Annotated in this window: 15 protein-coding genes; 12 read left to right on the forward strand and 3 right to left on the reverse strand. The window is 64.3% G+C overall.

Features of this window, described 5'->3' with window-relative positions:
* The first annotated feature begins 15 nt into the window (after positions 1-15).
* The 7 genes from ACE3PH_RS02050 to ACE3PH_RS02080 all read left to right on the forward strand — a co-directional run bounded on the left by ACE3PH_RS02050 (position 16) and on the right by ACE3PH_RS02080 (position 15,641).
* Positions 16-1,215 (forward strand): MFS transporter, encoded by a 1,200-nt coding sequence (locus tag ACE3PH_RS02050; RefSeq protein ID WP_374315993.1) that lies wholly within the window; start codon positions 16-18, stop codon positions 1,213-1,215.
* A gap of 76 nt (positions 1,216-1,291) precedes the next feature.
* Entirely contained in the window at positions 1,292-3,235 is a 1,944-nt protein-coding gene (locus ACE3PH_RS02055; protein WP_374315995.1) for a response regulator, read from the forward strand.
* Positions 3,236-3,327: 92 nt separating this feature from the next.
* The gene (locus tag ACE3PH_RS02060; protein ID WP_374315997.1) at positions 3,328-4,287 is read left to right on the forward strand and encodes a diguanylate cyclase domain-containing protein; all 960 of its coding nucleotides are present in this window, start codon (positions 3,328-3,330) and stop codon (positions 4,285-4,287) included.
* The gene (locus tag ACE3PH_RS02065) at positions 4,280-9,118 is read left to right on the forward strand and encodes a PAS domain S-box protein (RefSeq protein WP_374315999.1); all 4,839 of its coding nucleotides are present in this window, start codon (positions 4,280-4,282) and stop codon (positions 9,116-9,118) included. The genes ACE3PH_RS02060 and ACE3PH_RS02065 overlap by 8 nt, the downstream gene beginning before the upstream one ends.
* A gap of 18 nt (positions 9,119-9,136) precedes the next feature.
* Entirely contained in the window at positions 9,137-9,853 is a 717-nt protein-coding gene (locus ACE3PH_RS02070; RefSeq protein WP_374316001.1) for a methyltransferase domain-containing protein, read from the forward strand.
* Between the two features lie 99 nt (positions 9,854-9,952).
* A complete protein-coding gene (metE, locus tag ACE3PH_RS02075; RefSeq protein ID WP_374316003.1) occupies positions 9,953-12,235 on the forward strand; it encodes a 5-methyltetrahydropteroyltriglutamate--homocysteine S-methyltransferase in 2,283 nt (760 codons plus the stop codon).
* A gap of 76 nt (positions 12,236-12,311) precedes the next feature.
* Complete coding sequence (locus ACE3PH_RS02080) at positions 12,312-15,641, forward strand: carboxyl transferase domain-containing protein (RefSeq protein WP_374316005.1); 3,330 nt, start codon at positions 12,312-12,314, stop codon at positions 15,639-15,641.
* 18 nt (positions 15,642-15,659) lie between these two features.
* Here the strand turns inward: ACE3PH_RS02080 and ACE3PH_RS02085 are convergent, their stop codons facing one another.
* Positions 15,660-17,195, reverse strand: coding sequence for a methyl-accepting chemotaxis protein (locus ACE3PH_RS02085; RefSeq protein WP_374316007.1), 1,536 nt, complete (start codon positions 17,193-17,195; stop codon positions 15,660-15,662).
* A 179-nt stretch (positions 17,196-17,374) separates the two neighbouring features.
* The gene (gene ppk2 / locus ACE3PH_RS02090; protein ID WP_374316009.1) at positions 17,375-18,526 is read right to left on the reverse strand and encodes a polyphosphate kinase 2; all 1,152 of its coding nucleotides are present in this window, start codon (positions 18,524-18,526) and stop codon (positions 17,375-17,377) included.
* A 169-nt stretch (positions 18,527-18,695) separates the two neighbouring features.
* Here ppk2 and ACE3PH_RS02095 point away from each other — a divergent pair, with 169 nt between their 5' ends.
* From ACE3PH_RS02095 to ACE3PH_RS02105, 3 genes are all read left to right on the forward strand, one after another.
* Positions 18,696-19,190: a DUF4442 domain-containing protein gene (locus ACE3PH_RS02095; RefSeq protein WP_374316011.1), complete on the forward strand. Its 495-nt coding sequence runs from the start codon at positions 18,696-18,698 to the stop codon at positions 19,188-19,190.
* A gap of 147 nt (positions 19,191-19,337) precedes the next feature.
* Positions 19,338-20,486 (forward strand): SGNH/GDSL hydrolase family protein, encoded by a 1,149-nt coding sequence (locus ACE3PH_RS02100; RefSeq protein WP_374316013.1) that lies wholly within the window; start codon positions 19,338-19,340, stop codon positions 20,484-20,486.
* A gap of 16 nt (positions 20,487-20,502) precedes the next feature.
* Positions 20,503-21,174, forward strand: coding sequence for an OmpW family protein (locus ACE3PH_RS02105; RefSeq protein ID WP_374316015.1), 672 nt, complete (start codon positions 20,503-20,505; stop codon positions 21,172-21,174).
* Positions 21,175-21,237: 63 nt separating this feature from the next.
* Here the strand turns inward: ACE3PH_RS02105 and bioB are convergent, their stop codons facing one another.
* Positions 21,238-22,329, reverse strand: coding sequence for a biotin synthase BioB (gene bioB / locus ACE3PH_RS02110; protein WP_374316017.1), 1,092 nt, complete (start codon positions 22,327-22,329; stop codon positions 21,238-21,240).
* Between the two features lie 102 nt (positions 22,330-22,431).
* Here bioB and ACE3PH_RS02115 point away from each other — a divergent pair, with 102 nt between their 5' ends.
* Both ACE3PH_RS02115 and ACE3PH_RS02120 read left to right on the forward strand, forming a co-directional pair.
* Complete coding sequence (locus ACE3PH_RS02115) at positions 22,432-22,902, forward strand: AtaL-like protein (RefSeq protein ID WP_374316019.1); 471 nt, start codon at positions 22,432-22,434, stop codon at positions 22,900-22,902.
* Positions 22,903-22,972: 70 nt separating this feature from the next.
* Complete coding sequence (locus ACE3PH_RS02120; RefSeq protein ID WP_374316021.1) at positions 22,973-23,374, forward strand: DUF1924 domain-containing protein; 402 nt, start codon at positions 22,973-22,975, stop codon at positions 23,372-23,374.
* The last annotated feature ends 11 nt before the right edge of the window (positions 23,375-23,385 follow it).

Genomic DNA, 23,385 nt, shown 5'->3' on the forward strand with positions numbered 1-23,385 from the left:
CTGGATACTGGCCGTGTGCATCCGACCTCTGCCCTCGACATGACCTCGCCTGGCGCGCGGACCCGCTACTGGCATATCAACATCGCCTTGTTCCTCGCGGGTTTCGCCACTTTTTCCCTGCTGTACTGCGTGCAGCCGCTGCTGCCCCTGTTTGCCGACACCTTCTCAGTCAGCCCTGCCGGCAGCTCGCTGGCGCTGTCTCTGAGCACGGGCTGTCTGGCCTTCTCCATCCTGGTGTCCGGCGCCCTGGCGGAGGGGCGGGATCAACGGCGCTTCATGTTCATTTCCATGCTGCTGGCCGCGGTGTCGAACCTGATCGCGTCGGTGGTGCCGTCGTGGCACGCCTTCCTCTTCGCGCGGGCGATGGTGGGCCTGGCGCTCGGCGGTGTGCCGGCGCTGGCGATGGCCTACCTGGCCGAGCACATGGCCGGTGCGGGCATGAGCCTGGCGGTCGGCCTCTATGTGGGCGGCACCGCTTTCGGCGGCATGGCTGGCCGGGTCGGCACCAGCCTGCTGGTCGATGTGTTGCCCTGGCAAGGGGCGCTGGCCTTGCTGAGTGCGATCGACATCGCGGCAGCGCTGGGCTTCATGGCCTTGCTGCCGCGTCAGCCCGGCCGTTCTGTGCCCATCCACCTCCGACTGGCGCCCCATCTGAAAGCCTGGTCCGGACACCTGCAGCACACCGCGCTGCCCTGGCTGTTTGCCACGGGTGGGTTGGTGATGGGGGTGTTTGTCACCGTGTTCAACTATGTCAGCTTCCACCTGCTGCAAGCGCCGTTCAAGCTCAGCCCGACCCACATCGGCTTGATCTTCTGCGTCTACGTCTTCGGCATCGTCGCGTCGCCCATGGCCGGGGCCATGGCAGATCGACAGGGCCGGCCCGCGGTGCTGATGGCTGGCGTGCTGATGATGATCTCGGCGGTGCTGCTGACCTTGTCTGATCACCTGGCGCTCGTGGTGCTGGGCATTGTCTTGCTGACCATCGGCTTCTTCGTGTCGCACGCGGTGGCGAGCGGGTGGGTGGGCCGACTGGCCGCCACCCACAAAGGCCATGCGGCCTCGCTCTACCTGCTTGCCTATTACCTGGGCTCCAGCGTGCTGGGGTCGTGCGGCGGGTGGTTCTGGTCGCACGGGGGCTGGCCAGGCGTGGCCGGCATGACCCTGGTCCTGCTGCTGGTGCAGTTGGGGGTCTGCGTGCGCCTGAGGCGCATCTGAGGGAAAGATCCCAACACAGACCTTAGACAGTTTGCTAGGCTGGGCATCCGAAAAAGAAATCAGGAAGAGGCCCGGCATGACCCCATTCAGTGAGGTGCCCTCCAGGCCGAGGTTGCTGCTCGTCGATGACGATGTCTCCACCATCAATCTGCTTGGCAACATGCTGTCAGGCGATGGTGAGCTTCAGTTCGCCACCACGGGTACCGATGCCATCCGACTGGCGCGCTCCGACCCGCCCGATCTGATCCTACTTGACCTGGAAATGCCTGGGCAGAGTGGTTTCGACGTGTGCAAGGAGCTCAAGCGCGACCCACAACTGGCCAGCGTGCCCATCATCGTTGCGACCAGCTTCAGCGACAGCGCCACCGAAGCGCGTGCGCTCGAAACCGGAGCGGTGGACTTCGTGTCGAAGCCACTCAAGCCCTCCCAGGTCATCACGCGGGTACGCAATCAGCTGCGCTTGCGACACGTGCACGAACGTCTGCCAGTCAAGGTAGGCGGTGCCACCCGCCCGCCGCGCATCCTCATCGTGGATGACGACGTGTCATCCATCCGTTTCATGCGGCAGGCGCTGGACGAACCCGGGGCCCAGTTCTACTTCGCGACCACCGGAAGCGAAGCGGTGGCCAGGGCGCAGCACGAAGAACCGGATGTGGTGCTGCTTGATGCCCACATGCCCGACCTCAACGGCTTCGAGGTGTGCGGGCGCTTCCAGCAGGACGAGCGGCTGCGGCATACGCCCATCGTGTTCGTGACACGCTACTCCGACGCTGAAACCGAGCGCAGGGCGCTGGAGTTGGGGGCGGTGGATTTCATCTCCAAACCCTATTCACAGGCCGTGCTGAAGGCACGGGTGCGCAACGTCCTGCGCCTCAAGGAGCAGATGGATGCGGCCTTGCGCATGGAGCGCGAGCGCTGGCGGCGCCTGGGTGATTCGCAGATCGCGGCCATGGTGGCGGCGGCATCCGATGCCATCATCTCGACCGATGCCCAGGGCGTGGTGGTGCTGATCAACGATGCGGCCTGCGCCTTGTTGCAGGTGTCGGCACAGACTGTGGTGGGCACGCCCCTCGACCAGTTGCTGCCGCTGAGCACGGCACTCGCCGACGGTGGGGATGTGGCCAACCAGGGCGTGTGGCGCCGCCGCATGAAGGTCCACCGGGGCGATGGCAGCACCTTTTCTGCCGAGGCATCCTTGTGGCACATGGGTGAGGGGGCCGACTGCGTGACGACTGTGCTGCTGCACGACCTGACCGAGGCGGAACAGCTCGAGCAGGCCGACCGGGCCCGTGTCGAAGCCGAGGCCGTGGGGCGCACCAAGTCGCTCATGCTGTCTTACATCGCGCATGAAATCGGCAACCCGCTCAACGCCATCATGGGCTTCGGGCAGTTGCTGACCATGGACCCGGGGGACCCCCTGACAGGCACCCAGCTGAAACGCCTGCAGAACATGCTGACTGCGGCCGAGCATCTCCAGGCCCTGTTGCGAGATGTGCTGGATCTGGGGCGTTTCGAGCGTGGCCAGTTCGAGTTGGCTGTCGGCCCGGTCGATATCCGGCGCGGGCTGCAGGACTGTGCCCATGCCATCGAATCGGTGGTGGCCATGCGCAAGCTGACCTTGGTTCTTGATGTGCCCGACGACCTGCCCGCGTTGATGACCGATGCCCTGCGCCTGCGGCAGTGTGTGCTCAACTTGATGACCAATGCCGCCAAGTACAACCGGGAAGGTGGGCAGATCATCGTTTCGGCCCGCACCGATGGTGCGAGGATGCGCATCAAGGTGCGCGATACCGGCATGGGCATGACCGTTGATCAACAGGCCCAGCTCTTTCAGCCGTTCAACCGGCTGGGGCGCGCCAGCAGTGGTATCCAGGGGGCTGGCGTGGGGCTGGCTGTGACAAAACACCTGATTCGTGCCATGGGGGGTGAAATTTTCGTCAGTAGTGCCGAAAATCAAGGCAGCGAGTTTGAAATCGACCTGCCGCTCGTGCCTTCCACGCCGGCGTCGGTGCTCGACTGACCGTGCGTGTCATGCCGGGCCTGGCCAGTACGGGGCCAGACCGGTGTCGTTGACTAGAACAACACCCCGTGCAAGGGACCTTGAGGACGCTCATGCGCCAAGGATCGATTCTGATCGTCGATGACGATCCGGTGGTGGTACAGATGCTCGGGCGCATGCTCACGGAGCTTGGTGAGGTGCGGTTTGCGCTGTCTGGCGTGCAAGGCCTGCAGATGGCGCGCGAGCAATTGCCCGACATCATCTTGCTGGATGCCGAGATGCCGGGCATGGATGGCTATGAGGTCTGTCGTGCCTTGAAGGCCGATCACGAGCTGTCCGCCATCCCCGTGATCTTCGTGACCAGCCATGATGACAACGACAGCGAGGTGCGCGGCCTGGAGGCCGGTGCGGTCGACTTCATCGGCAAGCCGCCTCGTCCTGGGCGTGTGCTGGCGCGGGTGCGCACCCACCTGCAACTCAAGCATGCCACCGATGAGCTGATGCGTTGTGCGCATACCGATGCATTGACGGGCCTGTCGAACCGGCGGCAGTTCGATCGCTGCCTGGAACGCGAGTGGGACCGGGCGCGTCGGGCCGCCTCGCCCATGTCCTTGTTGATGCTCGACATCGATCACTTCAAGCAGTTCAACGACCACTATGGCCACCAGGAAGGGGACCGCTGCCTGCAGGTGGTGGCACAGAGCATCCAGCTGACGATACGTCGGCCGGCCGACGAAGTCGCCCGCATTGGCGGCGAGGAGTTTGTGGTGCTGCTGCCGGATACCGATGCCGACGGGGCCGTGCACATGGGGCGACGCCTGATCGACAGCATGACGGCGCTGGCGTGGCCCCACAGTCGGTCATCCTCGTCCGACCATGTCACGTTGTCGGTCGGTGCAGCAACGGCACCATTCCATCTGATGCGAGACGGAGCGGTTGCCTCTGGCGGAAGCAGCCTGGCAGCCAGCCCGGCAGACCTGCTCCAGTGTGCTGACAAGGCGCTCTATCAGGCCAAGGAGATGGGGCGCAACGATGTGCGCTTCATGATGCTGGACCTGGGTGGCCATGCCTAAGTCCATGACCGAACGAGCTGCCTGGAGCGCGCTGGCCGTGTTCTGCGCGGGCCTGTTCATCACGGGATTGTTGACGGTCTATCAGGGCGTGCTCAATGATCGCCAGGCTCTGGAGCGGTTTGACAAGAGTGCCCAGGAGCTCAAGCGGCGCATCACGGAGCGGGTCTACCGCTATCAGTACGGTTTGCGTGGTGCGCGGGGAGCCATCATGACGGCGGGCGCTGATCAGCTGACCCGCAAGGCCTTTCGGGCCTACCACGAGTCCCGAGATTTGCCTGTCGAGTTTGCCGGTGCCCGCGGCTTCGGCTTCATCCGGCGCGTCAGACCGGAAGACGAGGCGGCCTACGTCAGCCGCATCCGTCGCGATGGCATGCCTGGCTTCGAGGTCCGCCAGCTGTCTCCGCATGATGGCGATCGCTATGTGATCCAGTACATCGAGCCGATCGAGTCGAACACCCAGGCAGCCGGTCTTGACATCGCCTCGGAGGCTCGCCGCAAGGAAGCAGCCGACCGCGCGATGCGCAGTGGCGAGGTGGCCTTGACGGCGCCCATCACGCTGGTCCAGGCCACCGGGCAGCGCTCGCAGGGCTTTCTGGTGCTGCTGCCCATCTATGAGCATGGCGCGGTGGTGGACACGGAGGCCAGGCGCCTGGCCCTGGGGCAAGGTTGGGCCTATGCACCGTTGGTGATCACCGAGGTGCTGGCCGACTTTGATCTGGGCAAGGCTGACTATGTGTTGACTCTGACCGATGTCACCAATGGCAGTGAGCCGGTCGCCTTCTTTTCGACCGAGCGCAGCCAGCGCCCGGACTTGCGCACAAATCTGCACTACCGCACGACCACCACCGTGTTCGGTCGTGCCTGGCAGATCGACATGGTGCCGACGCCGGCTTTCATGGCGGCCTTGCACCAGGTGCAGCCCCGCTGGGTGATGATGGGGGGCGGCTTGGCTTCCGTCCTGCTGGCGGCGGTGGTCTACGGCCAGTTGCTAGGCCGACAGCGGCAGCAGATGATCCGGTCGCAACAACTGCGACTGGCCACGATTGTCGAGAGTGCGAGCGACGCCATCGTCAGCCAGTCGCTGGATGGCATGGTCGAGAGCTGGAACGCCGCGGCAGAGAAGATCATGGGCTATACCGAGCAGGAAGCGTTGGGACAGCCGCTGTCGTTGCTGATGCGCGGTGCCGCGCTGGCAGAGCACGAAAACGAGATCCGGCGCGCCATCTCTCAGGGGCGGTCGGTCCATGCTTTCGATACCGTATGTGAAGGCAAGGATGGACGGCTGATCGACGTGTCGGTCAGCGCAGCGCCGATCCTGTCGCCCACGGGCGGCGTGATCGGCATCGGCATGACCATCCGGGATATCGGCGACAAGAAAGAAGCCGAACGCCAGCTGCGCGAATTCAATGCCAGGCTGGAGCAGGAGGTGCAGGAGCGGACGGCCGAACTGGGCGCAGCCCACCGCCACCTGCAGGCGGTACTCGACGGCTTGCCATCCATGGTGGGCTACTGGGACAAGAACCAGATCAACCGCTTTGCGAACAAGGCGTATGGCCGCTGGTTCGGGGTGGATCCGGCCAGCCTGCCGGGCAATTCACTGCGCAGCCTGCTGGGCGACAACCTGTATGAGCGCAACCGGCCTTTCATCGAGGCGGCCTTGCGCGGCGAGGGTCAGACTTTCGAGCGCACGATTCCTCGTCCGGACGGGCCGGGAGTGCGTCACGCGCTCACACACTACATTCCGGATGTCGTGGATGGTGAGGTCAAAGGCTTTCACGTGCTGGTGCATGACGTGACCGAGCTGACCGAAAGCCGCCAGAAGCTTGATGCCGCGATGCGCGAAAGCGAAGCCCTGTTGCGCACCATCCGCGAGCATTCAATCTACTCCGTAGCAGACCGGCGGGGCCGCATCATCGATGTCAATGATGCCTTCTGTCAGATCAGCGGGTATGCCCGTGAAGAGCTGATCGGGCAGGATCACCGCATCGTCAATTCCGCTACCCATGACCATGCCTTCTGGGTGGCGATGTGGCGCACATTGGGCGCGGGGCATTCCTGGCACGGGGAGATCTGCAACCGTGCGAAAGATGGCTCGCTCTACTGGGTTGACAGCATCATTGCGCCCTTCATCGGGCAGGACGGGCGCATCGAACGCTACGTGTCCTTGCGCACCGATGTCACGGACCGGGTGAAGGCCACCGAGGCCTTGAATCAGGAACGCGAGCGGCTGGACAACATCCTGCTGGGGACCAATGTGGGGACCTGGGAGTGGCACATCCAGACCGGAGAGACCCGCTTCAACGAGCGCTGGGCGCAGATCGTGGGCTATGAGTTGGCCGAACTGGAGCCCGTCAGCATCCAGACCTGGGTGCGCTTCACCCACCCGGATGACTTGCGGCGCTCCAACGAAGCGCTGCGCCAACATTTCGATGGCAAGACCCCGACCTATGAGTGCGAGGCGCGCATGCGTCACAAGGACGGCCACTGGGTCTGGGTGCTGGACCGCGGCAAGGTGCTGCGCTGGGACGATGACGGCAAACCCTTGTGGATGGCCGGTACGCACATGGACATCACCGAGCGCAAATATGCGCAGGAGAAGCTGCGCGCGACGAGCGAGGCCTTCATCGAGCGGGCAGGGCGGGTCGCCGGGGTCGGGGGCTGGCAGTTTGATCTGTCCACGGGGGAGGCCATCCTGACCGGGCAGACCCGGCGCATCCATGAGCTGGACGACACCCAGAGTCTCAGCCTGGAGGATGCGGTGCAGTTCTATGAACCGGAAGCGCGCGAAACCATCCGTGAAGCAGTGCTGGCTGCCATCCAGCGGGGGCAGGGCTGGGACCTGGAGGTGCCCTTCCGTACGGCGCATGGGCGGCGCATCTGGGTACGGTCGGTGGGCGAGCCTGAATATGATGCGGAAGAGGACCCGGGCGGTCGGCCCGCACGCCTGATCGGTGCGCTTCAGGATGTCACGGCCAAACACGAGGCAGAAGATGCGCTGCGCGAAGCCACCCGTGCGGCCGAGGCGGCCAGCCTCGCCAAGAGCGAGTTCCTGGCCAATATGAGCCATGAAATCCGCACCCCGCTTAATGCCGTCATTGGTCTGGCTTACCTCATGCGGTCCTCCAGCCTGGATCCGGAACAGCTGCAATTCGTGCAGAAGATCCAGAACGCCAGTGCCTCCTTGCTGGCCATCATCAACGATGTGCTGGATCTGTCGAAGATCGAGGCCGGCGAGTTGCAGCCCGAGGTCGCGCCCTTCCAGATCACGCCTGTGTTGGTGAGCATGGATCAGCTTTTCCGCCTGCAGTTCGACAACAAGGGCATCACCTTCCGCATCGACGCCCCTGCCGAGTTGCCCGAGCCGGTCTGGGGCGACGTGACCCGCCTGCGGCAGGTCCTGGTCAACCTGCTGGGCAACGCCCTCAAGTTCACGGAGCACGGCTCGGTGAACTTGAAGCTCAGGCTCGACGCACACCACATTGACCATGTCCTCACACGCTGGGAAGTGGTCGATACCGGCATCGGCATCCCGCAGTCGGTGGTGCCGCATCTGTTCACCCCCTTCATGCAGGCCGACGCGTCGACCACCCGCCGGTTCGGTGGCACCGGGCTGGGCCTGTCGATCGTTCAGCGCCTGGTGGTGCTGATGGGGGGCGAGGTGGGGGTGGACAGTGTGGAAGGCCAGGGCAGTACCTTTTGGTTCACCTTGCCGTTGGCCCTTTCGGGAGAGCGGGTGGCGCCGGTCGAGATGAACGAACTGTTGCTGGCACACGATGAACCCGATATGTGTCAGTTGCCCGATGTGCGCGTGCTCATCGTTGATGACAGCGACATCAATCTGGAGGTCGCGCAACGCCTGCTGGCGCGTGAAGGGGCCTTGCCCACCACAGCGCACAACGGGGCAGAGGCCCTGGCTGTGCTGCGAGCACAGCCTGATGGCTTCGATGTGGTGCTCATGGATGTGCAGATGCCGGTGATGGATGGGCATGAAGCCACCCGTCGCTTGCGAACGGAGCTGGGTCTGCATGATCTGCCGGTGATTGCCCTCACGGCCGGCGCCCTGGTGTCTGAACGCCAGCGCGCCATTGACGCGGGCATGAATGCGTTTGTGAGCAAGCCGCTGGACCCGCACCTGCTTGTCGGCACGGTGCGGCAGCATGTGGAGCGCGGACGGGGCAGCGCGCTGGCCCCGGTTGCCCGACATGCAGACGACGCGGTCATGAAAGAGCCCTGGCCGCGCCTGGCCGGCATTGACGATGCAGATGTGATCGAGCGCATTGGAGGCGATGTCATCTTGTTCGCCAACATGCTGCGGCGGCTGTTTGCGGAATACAGCGATGTGGCTGATGGCGCATTGCAGCCGCCAGCAGATGACGCGGCGTGGCCCACCTTGGCCGCCCGCCTGCACAAGCTGCGTGGCAGCGCCGGCATGCTGGGTGCCCGTGGTGTGCAGGCCCAGGCCGAGCGGCTTGAGTCGGCCCTGCGGCAACATGATGCTGGCGAGGCGACCCAGGCGGCATTTGACCAACTGGCAGCGACTTTGCGCGGCTTGCATGAAACCTGCCAGCCTTGGCTGGACAGCATGGCGCAACGACAACAACAGAGCGAGGCCGCCCCCACCGCGCCGGTTGAACTCGATGTCGAGGCCCTGAAGCAATGGGCCGCGCAGCTGGACCGTCAGGATCTTGCCGCCATTGACCGCTTCCAATCCCTGGCTCCAGGCCTGCGACAACGGCTGCCGGAGGCCGCCTTCGAGGATCTGAAACGTGCCGTGCAGGGCTTGGCGTTCAAGGATGCCAGAACCTTGCTGGACGAGGCCGCCTTGTTCTGATCGGCCTATCATCAGGGCATGAACAGCAGCACCTACTTTCCCGCGGCGGCGCGCTCGGTGACCGACGAGCTGACCATCCTGTCCGAGCAAGTCGAGCTGGACGACATCGACATCATCGAACTGGGGTGTGGGGCGGCACGCCTGGCGCAAGGGCTGCTGGCCGCGCACCCCCGATCTCGCTATACCGGACTGGAAGTCGACCAGCAGCAGCACGCCAAGAACGTGTCGGCCCCGATGGGGACCATGCGCTTTCTGCTGGCTGGCGCACAGGCCATTCCTTTGCCCGGTGCCAGCTTTGACTTGGCGCTGATGCTGAAGTCCCTGCACCACGTGCCCTTGCCGCTGATGGATCAGGCGCTGGCCGAGGTGGCCCGGGTGGTACGCCCGGGTGGGCTGCTGTATGTGTCGGAGCCTGTCTTCCACGGCGGCCTCAATGAGGTCATCCGCCTGTACAACGACGAGGGGCTGGTGCGCGAGGCTGCGCTGGCTGCGGTGCACCGCGCGGGGCAAGGGCCCTTGTGGCAGGCAGAGGGTGAACTTTTCTTCGAGATGCCAGTCCGTTTCCGGGATTTCGCCGAGTTCGAGCAGCGCATGATCAACGTCACCTTTGCCGAGCGGCACCTGAGTGAGGCGTTGCGTGAGGCCGTGCGGGCCCGATTCGAGCCCCATATGGGCGCCGATGGGGCGCACTTCACCCGTCCGATGCGCGTGAACCTGCTGCGTCGCCTGACATGAATTTCATTCATGTCTGATTGAAAATTCATCGCTTGATTCATGTGTGGCGGCTGGCCACACTGCCCACCTTTCCGAACAACATGAAGAAGGTGGCTGCACATGGCCCGCACACACATCCTTGGCTTTCCCCGCATTGGGGCACAGCGTGAACTGAAGTTTGCTCAGGAAGCCTTCTGGCGCGGCGAGCAGTCCGAATCGACCCTCCGGGAAACCGCTGCCACGCTGCGTCAACGCCACTGGCAGATCCAGCGCGATGCCGGCCTGGATGTCGTCACAGTGGGCGATTTCGCCTGGTATGACCAGATGCTCAACTGGTGCGCCACCCTGGGCGCCTTGCCCTCGCGCTTCGCGCTGGATGCCCGCTCGCTGAGCCTGGCCCAGTACTTCGAGCTGGCGCGTGGCAACGCGGCACAACCGGCCATGGAAATGACCAAGTGGTTCGACACCAACTACCACTACCTGGTGCCTGAGCTGGACCCGGGCAGCCGCTTCGATGGTGGGGTGGACTGGCTGTTTGACGAGGTGGCCGAGGCCCAGTCGCTGGGTCACCAGGTGAAGGTGGTGATCCCTGGTCCGGTCAGCTTCCTGTGGCTGTCGCGCTGCCACGGGCGTGCTGCCGGCATGGACCGCCTGACCTTGTTGCCGCGTCTGGTGGACGGCTATGTGCGCGTGTTGCGCCGCCTGGCCCAACAGGGGGTGCAATGGGTGCAGATCGACGAGCCCGTGTTGAGCCTGGATCTGGATGCCTCCTGGCTGGCTGCGCTCGCGCCCGCCTATGCCGAGCTGGCGGAGGCTGGCGTCAAGCTGTTGCTGGCCACCTATTTCGATTCGGCTGCCGACCACGCCAAACTGGCCTGCGAGCTGCCGGTGCAGGGCTTCCATATCGACCTGGTGCGGGCGCCGCAGCAGCTCGATGCCTGGCTGGCCGTGTTGCCCCACGATGCGGTGCTGTCGGTCGGCGTGATCGATGGCCGCAACATCTGGCGTACCGACCTGCGCGCCTGTCTGGCCCGGCTGAAGCCGCTGGCCGAGCAATTGGGTGAGCGCCTGTGGGTGGCTCCTTCGTGTTCTTTGCTGCATGTGCCGGTGTCGCTGCATGGCGAAGACCGCCTTGATCCGGATATCCGTGCCTGGCTGGCCTTCGCCACGGAAAAGGTCGATGAACTGCGCGTGCTCGGCCGGGCCCTCAACGAGGGCGAGGTGGTCGTGGCCGATGCGCTCAAGGAATCCGATGCGGCGCAACAGGCGCGTCGGGTCTCGCGTCGCGTGCACAGCGACCTGGTCCAGCGTCGACTGCGCAGCCTGACCGACGAGATGGCCACACGGGGCCAGGCCTATGGTGAACGCGCGGCGCTGCAACGCAGCACCCTTGGTTTGCCGCTGCTGCCGACCACCACCATTGGGTCCTTCCCGCAGACCTCGCAGATCCGTCAACTGCGTGCCGCCTGGCGCCGCGGTGAGATCGGCTCGCTCGACTATCTGCGCCGCATCCGTGCCGAAATCGAGCTGGCCGTGCGCAAGCAGGAGGAACTGGGACTGGACGTGCTGGTACACGGCGAGGCCGAGCGCAACGACATGGTGGAGTACTTTGGCGAACAGCTTTGGGGCTATGCCTTCACGGCCAATGGCTGGGTGCAAAGCTATGGCTCGCGTTGCGTGAAGCCGCCCATCATTTATGGCGATGTCTACCGCCCTGATCCGATGACAGTGGAGACCACCCGCTTTGCGCAGTCGCTGACCGAGCGTCCGATGAAGGGCATGCTGACCGGCCCGGTGACGATGCTGCAATGGTCCTTCGTGCGCGATGACCAGCCGCGAGAGCAGACCGCGCTGCAACTGGCCCTGGCCATCCGCGACGAGGTGGTGGACCTGGAAAAAGCCGGCATCCGCATCATCCAGATTGACGAGCCCGCGTTCCGCGAAGGCCTGCCGCTGCGCAAGCGTGACTGGCCGGCCTACCTGGCCTGGGCGGTGAAGGCTTTCCGTGTGACCTCGTGCGGCGTGCGTGACGACACCCAGATCCACACCCACATGTGCTATTCCGAGTTCAACGACATCCTGCCCTCGATCGCCGACATGGATGCCGATGTGATCACGATCGAGACCTCGCGCTCGGCCATGAAGCTGCTCGATGGCTTTGGCGACTTCGACTACCCGAACGAGATCGGACCGGGCGTCTATGACATCCACTCGCCACGCGTGCCCGGTGTGGATGCCATGCTGCACCTGCTGGAGCGGGCCTGCGATGTGATCGACCCGCAACGCCTGTGGGTCAACCCCGACTGCGGGCTCAAGACCCGCGGCTGGCCGGAGACCGAGGCTGCCCTGGCCAACATGGTGCAGGCGGCGCACACCTTGCGCGAGAAGTTGCAGGTTTCTTGATCGGCAGCAGACGCGACTGGGGCTAGGATGCGCGTTGGTCTTTTTCGGCACAACCGCATCCACCAGAGAGCCCCGTATGTCGACCCACGTTCAACCTGTTCTGCTGATTGCCAACCGTGGTGAGATCGCCATCCGCATTGCGCGGGCAGCGACCGAACTGGGTTGGCGCACCGTGGGCCTCGTCGCCCAGGATGACCAGCAGGCACAGCATGCCAGCCATGTCGATGCGGTGGCGGTCTTGCCCGGCAAGGGTGTGCCCGCCTTTCTGGCCATCGAGCAGGTGATTGACGCGGCGCAGGCCCACGGCTGCACCCATGTGCACCCGGGCTACGGCCTGTTGAGCGAAAACGCCGGCTTTGCACGCGCCTGCGCCCAGGCGGGGCTGGTGTTTGTGGGTCCGGACCCGCAGGTTCTGGACCTGCTTGGCGACAAGGCCGAGGCCCGTGCGCTGGCGCGGCGGCTGCATGTGCCGGTCACGGCCGGCGTCGACCACGCTGTGAGCCTGCCTCAAGCACAAGATTTCTTTGTGGCGCTCTCGCATGAGCAGGGGGCCGCCACCGCCATGATGATCAAGGCCCTGGCGGGCGGTGGCGGGCGCGGCATGCGTGTGGTCGAACATGCCGAAGACATCCCTGATGCCCTGGCTCGTTGCCAGGCCGAAGCGCAAGCGGCCTTTGGCGTGGCCGATGTCTACGTGGAGCAACTGGTGCGCCGGGCGCGTCACGTCGAGGTGCAGGTGATGGGGGACGGCACGGGCGCGGTCAGCCATGCCTGGGAGCGTGACTGCACCATCCAGCGTCAGCATCAGAAACTCATCGAGATCGCACCGGCGCCTGATCTGGACCCATCCCTGCGGCAGCATCTGCTGGATGCGGCCGTGACGCTGGCCAAGGCGGTGCGACTGCGCGGCTTGTGCACCTTCGAGTTTTTGGTCGACCTGGACCACCCCAGTTCCTTCACCTACTACTTCATGGAGGCGAACCCGCGCCTGCAGGTGGAGCACACCATCACGGAGGCGGTGACCGGCCTGGACCTGGTGCAGATTCAGCTGCAACTGGCGCAAGGCGTGACCCTGGCTGATCTGGGCATCCAGCAAGCCGACATCCCGCGCCCACGCGGTTGCGCCATCCAGGCGCGTGTCAATGTTGAGCGCATGATGGCCGATGGCCGGGTCATGCCCGCAGGTGGCGCGATCCGTGCCTACGAGCCGCCGGCGGGGCCCGGCATCCGGGTGGATGGACATGGCCACACGGGCATGCAGCCGCACCCGGGGTTCGATACCCTGCTGGCCAAGGTCATCGTGCATCACCCGCAAGGGTATCCACAGGCCTTGCTGCGCACGCGGCGCGCCCTGGCCGAGTTCCGCCTCGATGGGGTCGACAGCAACATCGGTTTCCTGCAGGCCTTGCTCGCCCATGGCGATGCGGCCAGCTACCAGGTCACCACCCGCTGGCTCCAGCAGCACGTGGTGGCCTTGCTGACGCAGGTCCCGCACCAGCCGCGTCCCCCTGAGCTGCAGCATGCCTGGCATCCGGCTTCGGCCGATGCGGTCGAGGCCACGCCATCCGATGTGCCGGAAGGCAGTGTGGTGCTGCGCGCCCAGGTTCCGGGGCAGCTCAACAGCATCCTGGTGCAGCCGGGTGAGCGGGTGCGGGCCGGGCAGCGTCTGGCAGTCATCGAAGCCATGAAGATGGAGTTCGATGTGACCGCTTCCCAAGGGGGCCGGGTCGCGATGTGGCTGGCCGAACCCGGGGTGGTGGTTGGCGAAGGGCAGGCCTTGCTGGCCATCGACCCCAGCGAGGACGACGGCCTGGTGCACGACGCTCAGGAGCAGACGCTCGACCCGGACGCCATTCGCGCGGATCTGGCCGAGGTCCGTGCCCGCCATGCCGCCACGCTGGATGCACAGCGCCCGGAGGCGGTGGCGCGCCGCCATGCTGCAGGCCACCGCACGGCGCGAGAAAACGTGGCCTCGCTGATCGACGAAGGCAGCTTCATCGAGTACGGGGCGTTGGCCCTGGCCTCACAGCGGCGTCGCTTGAAGGAAGACGAGCTGATTGCACGCAGCCCGGCAGACGGACTGATCGCCGGTTTGGGCACGGTCAATGCCGAGCAGTTTGGCGAGCAGGCCGCGCGCTGCATGGTGCTGGCGTATGACTACACCGTGTTCGCCGGGACGCAAGGCATCGTCAACCACAAGAAGACGGACCGCATGTTGCACCTGGCCGAGCAGCGCGCCTTGCCGCTGGTCTTGTGGGCCGAAGGCGGTGGCGGGCGACCCAATGACGAATACCCTGGCGTCAGCCTGCTCGACAACATGACCTTCCTGGGCATGGCGCGGCTCAGCGGCCTGGCACCCACGGTGGCCATCGTCAACGGGCGCTGCTTTGCCGGCAATGCCTCACTGGCTGGTTGCTGCGACGTGATCATTGCCACACGCGACACCACCATCGGCATGGCCGGCCCGGCCATGATCGAAGGCGGCGGGTTGGGCCGATTCAAGCCCGAAGAGGTTGGGCCGGTGAGTGTGCAGGCCCCCAACGGCGTGATCGACATCGTGGTCGACAACGAGGCCGATGCCGCCCTGGTTGCCAAGCAGTATCTGGGCTATTTCCAGGGCCGTACCGCCGGCTGGCAGGTGGCTGACCAGCGCATGCTGCGCCACGCCGTGCCGGAAAAGCGCACCCGGGTATACGACGTGCGGGTGATCATCGACACCCTGTTTGACCAGGGCTCGGTGCTGGAGCTGCGGCGTGATTTCGCGGCCGGCATGATCACGTCACTGGCCCGTATCGAGGGCCGTCCGGTGGGGGTGATCGCCAACGATCCACGCTATCTGGGCGGGGCCATCGACGCGCCCGGTGCCGACAAGGCGGCGCGCTTCATGCAGCTGTGCGATGCGTTCGACATCCCGCTGGTGGTGCTGTGCGACACACCGGGCTTCATGGTCGGGCCAGATGCCGAGAAGACCGCAACGGTGCGCCACTTCTCGCGCATGTTCCTGGCTGCGGCCAGCATCTCGGTGCCGTATTTCACCGTGGTCTTGCGCAAGGGCTATGGCCTGGGTGCTCAGGCCATGACGGCTGGCAGCATGCTGGCGCCTGACTTCACGGTGGCCTGGCCCACCGGTGAGTTCGGGCCCATGGGGCTCGAAGGGGCGGTGCGCCTGGGCTTTGCCAAACAGCTCGAGGCGATCGAGGACCCAGCTGCCCGGCAGCAGATGTTCGATCAGCTGGTGGCGGCGGCCTACCAGCGTGGCAAGGCGCTGAACATGGCGTCCCACCTGGAGCTCGACGATGTGATCGACCCGGCAGACACACGCCGGTGGCTGGCACGCGGGCTGGCATCCATGCCGGCCACAGAAAGCAGAAAGGGGCGCAAGCGCCCCTTCGTGGATGCCTGGTAAGGCCCGCTGCGGCCGGCCTCAGCCGTGCTGCAGCCGGAACACGCTCACCAGATCGGTCAGCTTGGCCGCCTGATGACGCAGGCTCTCTGCGGCGGCGGCGCTTTGCTCCACCAGGGCGGCATTTTGCTGCGTCACCTGGTCGAGCTGGTTGACCGCATCGCCCACCTGGCTGATGCCGGAGCTTTGTTCGCTGGTCGCGCTTGAAATCTCGTTGATCAACTGGCTGACGCGGTTGACCTGGTCCACGATGTCCTGCATGGATTGGCCGGCGCTGTTAACCAGGCGGGCACCGGTGTCGACCTTTTCCACGCTGTCACCAATCAGGGACTTGATTTCCTTGGCGGCATTGGCCGAGCGCTGCGCCAGGGTGCGTACCTCGCCGGCAACCACTGCAAAACCGCGCCCTTGCTCGCCTGCGCGGGCGGCTTCCACTGCCGCGTTCAGGGCCAGGATGTTGGTCTGGAAGGCAATGCCGTCGATCACGGTGATGATCTCGGAAATCTTGCGCGAGGAGTGGGTGATGTCGTTCATGGTGTCGACCACCTGCCGCACCAGGTCACCGCCGCTGCGTGCAGCATTGGCCGCAGACGATGCCATGCGGTTGGCCTCGTTGGCGGTGTCCGAGTTGTGTTTGACGGTGCTGGTGAGCTCTTCCATCGATGCTGCGGTTTCTTCCAGGTTGCTGGCCTGTTCTTCGGTGCGCTGGCTCAGGTCGGCATTGCCCATGGCGATTTCGGCCGAGCCTGTGGCGATGCTGTCGCTGCTCTGGCGCACTTCACCCACGATGCGCACCAGGCTGCTGTTCATGTCGTACAAGGCCGCGAGCAGTTGTGCCGCTTCATCCTTGCCGTCGGTTTCAATGCGAGAGGTCAGGTCACCCTTGGCAACGGTTTCGGCAATGGTGACCGCTTCACCAATGGGGACGGTGATCGAGCGGGTGATCAGCATGGCCATGGCGATGCCCACACCCAGCGCAATCGCCACCATCACCAAGCTGGACATGATCGCCTGGCGGTAGTTGGCTTCGGCGGTGGCCGTGGCCTGGGCTGCGCTGCGGTCGTTGAGGGCAATGTCTTCATCCAGTGTTTTCATGGCCGCGTTGAAAAGCTCATTGCTTTCGGCCAGGCCCGCCGTACCCCTGTCGGCTGCAGAGAGGGTTTTGGCTTCTGCTGCGCCATAGGCTGCCCACTGGGTCTTGAGCGTATCGAGGATCTTGCCTTCCTCTGGCGAGCTGACCAGCTTCTCGTAGGTCTCCAAAACCGGCTTCATGCCTTGCGTGGCTTCGGTATGCCGCACCGTGAGTTTGGCGCGTTCCTGTTCGTCCGTTTCCATCACGATGCGCATCGTCAGGCGGCGGATGAGGTTCATCTGAGATTTGACTTCCCCGAGTGATCGGATGCTGGGCAGCCAGTTGGTGCCCAGTTCCCGTGCATCGCCATTGACCCGGGCGATCTGCCAAGCGCCCATGCCTGCCACGATGCCGATGAGGACGAGCATCGCGGCGAAAGCGATGCCCAGTCGGGCGCCAATCTTGATGTTTCTGAGTGCGGTCACAGTGTTCCCCTGGAGACGGAAAGGGCGCCCGGGCTTCGTTACATCGGGCGCGTACGTCTGTATCTTCGGAAAATCGGAACCAAACGTAAGGTTAGAGAAGCAAGTGCTTCGTGCCGCAATTCACGATCACAAATGACAAATGGCCGCATGCGCGGCCATTTTGGTCATGGGGTCTGGGGTTAACCCTCGTCCTGCATCAAGGTGGGGTGTTCGCCACGTTCATACACCACGTTGGCCCGACCGACCAGCAGGGGGTCGGGTTGCGGCACATTGGCCATGTCCTTGTTGGTATAGGGCAGTTTGTGCAGCACGTAGCGCATGGCGTTCAGGCGTGCGCGCTTCTTGCAGTCGCTCTTGATCACGGTCCAGGGCGAGTCGGCCGTGTCCGTGTGGAAGAACATGGCTTCTTTCGCGCGGGTGTAGTCATCCCACTTGTCGAGCGAAGCCATGTCGATGGGCGAAAGCTTCCACTGCTTGAGCGGATGGGTTTCGCGCTCCTTGAAGCGGCGGCGTTGCTCCTTCTGGCTCACCGAGAACCAGAACTTGATCACGTGCACACCGGCACGGACCAGGTTGCGCTCGAACTCCGGCGCCTGGCGCATGAACTCCTGATACTCCTCGTCGCTGCAAAAGCCCATCACGCGTTCGACCCCGGCGCGGTTGTACCAACTGCGGTCAAACAGCACGATTTCACCGGCGGTCGGCAGGTGCTGCACATAGCGCTGGAAGTACCACTGCCCGCGTTCGACTTCGTTGGGCTTTTCGAGTGCCACCACGCGGGCGCCGCGCGGGTTGAGGTGCTCCATGAGACGCTTGATGGTGCCGCCCTTGCCAGCCGCGTCGCGGCCTTCGAACAGGATCACGACCTTCTGCCCGGTGGCTTTGACCCAGGCCTGCAATTTGAGCAACTCGACCTGCAGGCGGTATTTCTGCTTCTCATAGCTCTTGCGGGTCATCAGGTTCTGGTACGGGTACGTGGTCGCATCGCGCCAGGTGGCCGCCAGTTCGTCGTCGGGGTTGGTGCGGGCCGCATGGCGGTCCAGCTTGCCCTGCAGGGCCTTGCGCAGCATGGCTGCATCGTCCGGAGAGGCACCATCCAGCACGGCTTCAATGGCGCCGGCCAGTTCGCCGGGGGCGGTCTTGCGCACGATGTCGTGCAGCGCCACCAGTTTGGATTCCTGTGCGGCCTCGGTGGCCTGCTCGGCTACATAGTCGGCAATGCGGGCTTGCGATGTGGAGGGGGCGATGTCACCCTGGGCTGCCTTGCGGAGCGGGGTGCTCTTCGTTGTTTTGGCTGTTCTTGAACGGGCTGCGCTAGGTGCTTTTTCCATGTCGTAGTCGATGATGTTCTGGGTAAAACTGACAGCGTACGCCTAGCGGCCATGCAAGACAATTTGATGTTGCAGTGACTTCCTCATTTATTTCCGGGCCTCTTGTTTCCGGACAAGAGTTGTGCGTGTGGGCCTTACCATCGGCGCCAGACCCCAAGAGGATGACAAGATGAGCAAACCGAATCAGTTGTGCCGCACGGTGGCGCGTTTCAATGCCCTGCCCGCTGGCATGCGAACCTGGGCTGTCAGCAAGGTGCTGGGCAAGGTGGTGCCCCTGGTCGGTACCGCAGGCCTGCGCTATGACGTCATCACGCCTGAGCGGGTGGTGGTGAGCATCCGCAACCAGCGCAAGGTCCAGAACCACATCCAGGGTGTCCACGCGGCGGCCATGGCGCTGCTGGCAGAAACGGCAACGGGCTTCTGCGTCGGCATGAATGTGCCCGACGACAAGCTGCCGCTCATCAAGACCCTGAAGGTGGACTACCACAAGCGCTCGCAAGGCGACATGCGTGCCGAGGCCAAGCTGACCCCGGCGCAGATCCAGCAACTTCAGACGCAGGACAAGGGCGAGGTGACGGTGGCGGTGACCATCACGGACGCCTCGGGACAGGAGCCCATTCAGGCCGAGATGATCTGGGCCTGGGTGCCCAAGAAACGCAACTGACGTGATGTGCGCGTAAGGTTTAATCAACTTTACGCAACGTCAGCGACCTTACGCGAAAAGAGCAGGTTTTCCCCGAGAGACAAGCACTTCACGTCATCGTCACAATTGTTTCAAACGCGGGCAGGTGACTCGCCGAGGAGACAAGACGTGCAACGATTTCTGTGGGCCGCGATAGCGGCCGCTTCACTTTTGAGCGCCTGCGGTGGCGGCGGCAATTCGGGCGATACCAAGTCCGACATCACATCCGTCAAGGTCGTGGGCGCCAGCCTCGCCGATTCCGGCACCTTCGGCTACAAGTTCACGGTGCAGTCGGGTGGCACCACGGCCTACAAGGTCTATACCGAGCGCCTGGCATCCACCTTCGGCGTCAGCGGCTTCTGCAATGCCTACAGTTCGTCGGATGGCTCGACCTTCTCCAGCAACAGTGGCTGCACCAACTATGCGGTCGCCGGCGCACGGGTGAACTACACGGTGACATCGGGCTCGACTGTCACAGCCTATGACAGCGTGCCCGTGTCTCAGATCCAGCAGTTGGTCGATGCGGGCAATGCCGGTTTCACCAGCAAGGACCTGCTGGTCGTGGGCGAGGCCTCGGCCAATGACATGGCTACGGTGCTGTCTGCGCTGAGCAACTCGACCGAGTTCGCCGGCATCATGCTGACGTTGCTGGACTCCACGACCTTTGCGACGGCCATGGCCAATGACTCGACCGGCGCCACGGCCGGCGTGTTGTATTTCCAGGCGCTGGCAGACAAGCTGGTCGATGCCGTGGTGACGAATGCCATCGACAAGGGCGCAGAGCACGTGGCGGTCCTGAATATCCTGGACGTGACCCGTACGCCGCGCTTCCAGGCGGTGCTCGCCTCCTTGAGCACGGCCAATGCCACCGCGCTCAGCCAGTTGGCCACGGCGTGGATCAATGCCTACAACACCCGCCTGGCGACCGATGTCGCCAGCTACTCGAGCAAGATGGTGGTGGTGGATTTCTACACCAGCTTCAATGACGAGATGGATTCGCCCGCGCAATATGGCTTGAGCAATGTGAGCCACACGGTGTGCGACGAGGTGGTGACGGGCGGCACCTCGCCGGGTGTCACCTCGTTGGCCACCTTGTCGACCGTGGGGGCCTGCACGGATACGTCCGCCTCGTCCATCACCCCTTCTGCGGGCGCCGATGGCACAACGACCTGGTGGAAGAAGTACCTCTACGCCGACAACTTCCACCCCACGCCCTACGGTCACCAGTTGCTGGCCCAGATGGTGGCCAAGCGCCTGACCGAAGCCGGTTGGCTGTGATTGCGGAGGCAACAACATGACCATGATGACGAAGACCCTCGGCCTGATCCTGCTGACCGGCCTGGGCGCCATGCACAGTGCACAGGCTCAATCGGCCGGGACGTGGATGCTGCGTGGTGGCCCGATGATCATCGCGCCCCAGGTGGACAGTGGCGCGATGACCGCGCCCTCCCTGCCCGATACGCGCATCCAGGTGAACAGTGCAACCACCCTGGGTGGGGGCATCAGCTACATGTGGACGGACCACATCTCGTTCGATGTGCCGCTGGCCGTGCCTTTCAAGCACCACATCAAGGGTGATGGTGCGATCAAGGGCGTGGGTGAAATCGGCACCGTTGAGGTGGTGCCGGCGACCCTGTTCACGCAGTACCGCTTTTTCGAGGCGAACGCCCGCTGGCGCCCCTACGTGGGCCTCGGCATCACCTATGTGAACTTCATCAACGAGACCGGCAACGGCACGCTCACGGCCATCACCGACCCAGGTGGCAGTACCACCATGCGGGTGAGCGACAAGTTCGCGATCACGCCACAGGTGGGGGTGACCTGGTCGATCGACGACCACTGGTTTGCCGAAGCCATGGCTGGGCAGACCCTGTTGAAGGTGACCGCCAAGCTGAGTACCGGACAGAAGATCGATGCCACGCTGAACCCGATCATCGCGGGCCTCTACATTGGCTATCGATTCTGAGTGAGCAGCCTGCGCTGACCGCCCCCTTCAAAGGCAAGTCGGTCAGCGAACGGCCTGGCTGAATCAGGCTGCCTGCACCTTGGCGGTCACGGCCTTGCCGCTGCGCAGGCCGAGCTTGTCCATCAGCGCCTTGTCCTTGTCGAACTCGGGGTTGCCGGTGGTCAGCAGTTTGTCTCCATAAAAGATGGAGTTGGCCCCGGCCAGGAAGCACAGGGCCTGCACGGCCTCGCTCATCTGCTGGCGGCCGGCCGACAGCCGCACACGGGCGGTGGGCATGGTGATGCGGGCCACGGCGATGGTGCGCACGAATTCCAGCGGGTCCAGTTGTGGTGTGTCGGCCAGCGGCGTGCCGGGCACGCGCACCAGGTCGTTGATGGGCACCGATTCCGGGTAGGTGGGCAGGTTGGCCAGTTGGGCAATCAGGCCGGCACGGCCTTCGCGCGTTTCACCCATGCCGACGATGCCGCCGCTGCACACCTTGATGTGGGCCTTGCGCACGTGGTCCAGCGTGTCCAGACGGTCTTGCAACTCGCGTGTGGTGATGATGTCGCCGTAAAGCTCGGGCGCGGTGTCGAGGTTGTGGTTGTAGTAGTCGAGGCCGGCCTCCTTGAGGGACTGCGCCTGGGTGTCGGTCAGCATGCCCAGGGTGCAGCAGGCCTCCAGACCTTCCTGCTTGATGACGCCGATCAGCTCTGCGACCTTCTCGATGTCGCGGTCCTTGGGCGCACGCCAGGCTGCACCCATGCAGAAGCGGCTGGCACCGGCGTCGCGCGCGGCCACCACGGCTTCGCGCACTTCTTCTGGCGACATCAGCTTGCTGGCTTCCACACCCGTGTCGTACGACTGCGATTGCGGGCAGTAGCCGCAGTCTTCCGGGCAACCACCGGTCTTGACCGACAGCAGCGTGGCGTGTTCGATCTCGTTGGCATCCCAGTGCTGGCGGTGCACCTGCTGGGCCTGCCAGAGCAGGTCATTGAAGGGCAGGTTGAACAGGGCCATCACCTTGGCACGCGGCCACCGGCCATTTTCGAAGTCGGGGTCAGTGCAGTCACCACCACAGCCATGGCTGTTGAGCACACTCTTGGGGTGCCACGTCATCGGTTGCGCCGCGGTATCGGCGTCCTTCACGGGGGTGGAGGAGGAACAGGTCGACATAAGCAGATGGACCCGCCGGACGCGGGCTCCGGAATCAGCAAAGAGGGGCCTAGTGTAGGCGATCGGGGCCAGCCTTGTCTGTGGGTGGTTTAAGCTCTCGCCATGCGCTTTGAACACATCATCGAGATCAATTCCCCGCAGGTTGGCCTGCAGACGGTCGTGCCGACGTTTTCGCGCGAGCAGCTATGGAATGGCTTGATGATCCGCGTGAAGGCGCCGCAGCGCTTCCCGATGGGCCCCGAGCGGGTTGACTGGACTGAGCCAGAGCCCGGTGTGTTTCAGCGCACCCTGCATTTTGGCCAGCATGTTTTCCGCGATGTGGTGTTGACGAGCCCCCATAGCCGCCTGCAATTCACACCAGAGGCGCATGGCGACACCACCCCGGTGCAGCTGACGATGACCATCGAAGAGCCCCAAGCCGGTCGGATGGTGCTGCGCTTCGTGTACGAACCCCTGGGCGAATTGAGCCAGGAAGAGGCGTATTACAACGAGTACCGCCACAACGCCTGGCTGCACAACGACCGCGACATGGTGCGCACCTTGCGCCAGTGGCTGACGGACGAAGGGCTGTGAGCAGGCCCGGGCGCGTGTCTTAAGACTCGTTTAAGGCTGCGCAGCCAATATGGCAACCCAAGGAGTTGCCATGAAGCCCCATGTCATATCGATTTGCCTGAGCGGGCTGGTGCTGACCATGTCCGCAGCGGGCGTGCGCGCAGCGACGCCAGCTGAACTGCTGGCGCGTTACCAGGCCGATTCGGGCGCGCCGGCGCAGGCTGTGCGCGGCCAGCGCTTTTTCACCAGCCGCCACGGCGGGGAGTGGTCTTGTGCATCCTGCCATGGCAACCCGCCGACCGGGCAGGGCAAGCACGCCAGCACCGGCAAGGTGATCGCACCACTGGCCCCCGCCTTCAACCCGGAGCGGCTCACCAACGAAGCCAAGGTCGACAAGTGGTTTCGGCGCAATTGCCGTGACGTGCTGGCGCGCGAGTGCACTTCAGCCGAAAAGGCCGATGTGCTGGCGTGGCTGGTATCCCTTCAGCGCTGAGCGCACCCCAG

It is taken from the genome of Aquabacterium sp., from assembly GCF_041909175.1.
In the GTDB taxonomy this organism is placed as follows: domain Bacteria; phylum Pseudomonadota; class Gammaproteobacteria; order Burkholderiales; family Burkholderiaceae_C; genus Aquabacterium.

What these genes read in the sequence shown, in the direction of transcription:
- ACE3PH_RS02080 (WP_374316005.1), top strand. Translation starts at nt 12,312, where the DNA reads ATGTCGACCCACGTTCAACCTGTTCTGCTGATTGCCAACCGTGGTGAG.
- ACE3PH_RS02070 (WP_374316001.1), top strand. Translation starts at nt 9,137, where the DNA reads ATGAACAGCAGCACCTACTTTCCCGCGGCGGCGCGCTCGGTGACCGAC.
- ppk2 (WP_374316009.1), bottom strand. Translation starts at nt 18,526, where the DNA reads ATGGAAAAAGCACCTAGCGCAGCCCGTTCAAGAACAGCCAAAACAACG.
- ACE3PH_RS02065 (WP_374315999.1), top strand. Translation starts at nt 4,280, where the DNA reads ATGCCTAAGTCCATGACCGAACGAGCTGCCTGGAGCGCGCTGGCCGTG.
- ACE3PH_RS02120 (WP_374316021.1), top strand. Translation starts at nt 22,973, where the DNA reads ATGAAGCCCCATGTCATATCGATTTGCCTGAGCGGGCTGGTGCTGACC.
- bioB (WP_374316017.1), bottom strand. Translation starts at nt 22,329, where the DNA reads ATGTCGACCTGTTCCTCCTCCACCCCCGTGAAGGACGCCGATACCGCG.
- ACE3PH_RS02060 (WP_374315997.1), top strand. Translation starts at nt 3,328, where the DNA reads ATGCGCCAAGGATCGATTCTGATCGTCGATGACGATCCGGTGGTGGTA.
- ACE3PH_RS02105 (WP_374316015.1), top strand. Translation starts at nt 20,503, where the DNA reads ATGACCATGATGACGAAGACCCTCGGCCTGATCCTGCTGACCGGCCTG.
- metE (WP_374316003.1), top strand. Translation starts at nt 9,953, where the DNA reads ATGGCCCGCACACACATCCTTGGCTTTCCCCGCATTGGGGCACAGCGT.
- ACE3PH_RS02115 (WP_374316019.1), top strand. Translation starts at nt 22,432, where the DNA reads ATGCGCTTTGAACACATCATCGAGATCAATTCCCCGCAGGTTGGCCTG.
- ACE3PH_RS02055 (WP_374315995.1), top strand. Translation starts at nt 1,292, where the DNA reads ATGACCCCATTCAGTGAGGTGCCCTCCAGGCCGAGGTTGCTGCTCGTC.
- ACE3PH_RS02095 (WP_374316011.1), top strand. Translation starts at nt 18,696, where the DNA reads ATGAGCAAACCGAATCAGTTGTGCCGCACGGTGGCGCGTTTCAATGCC.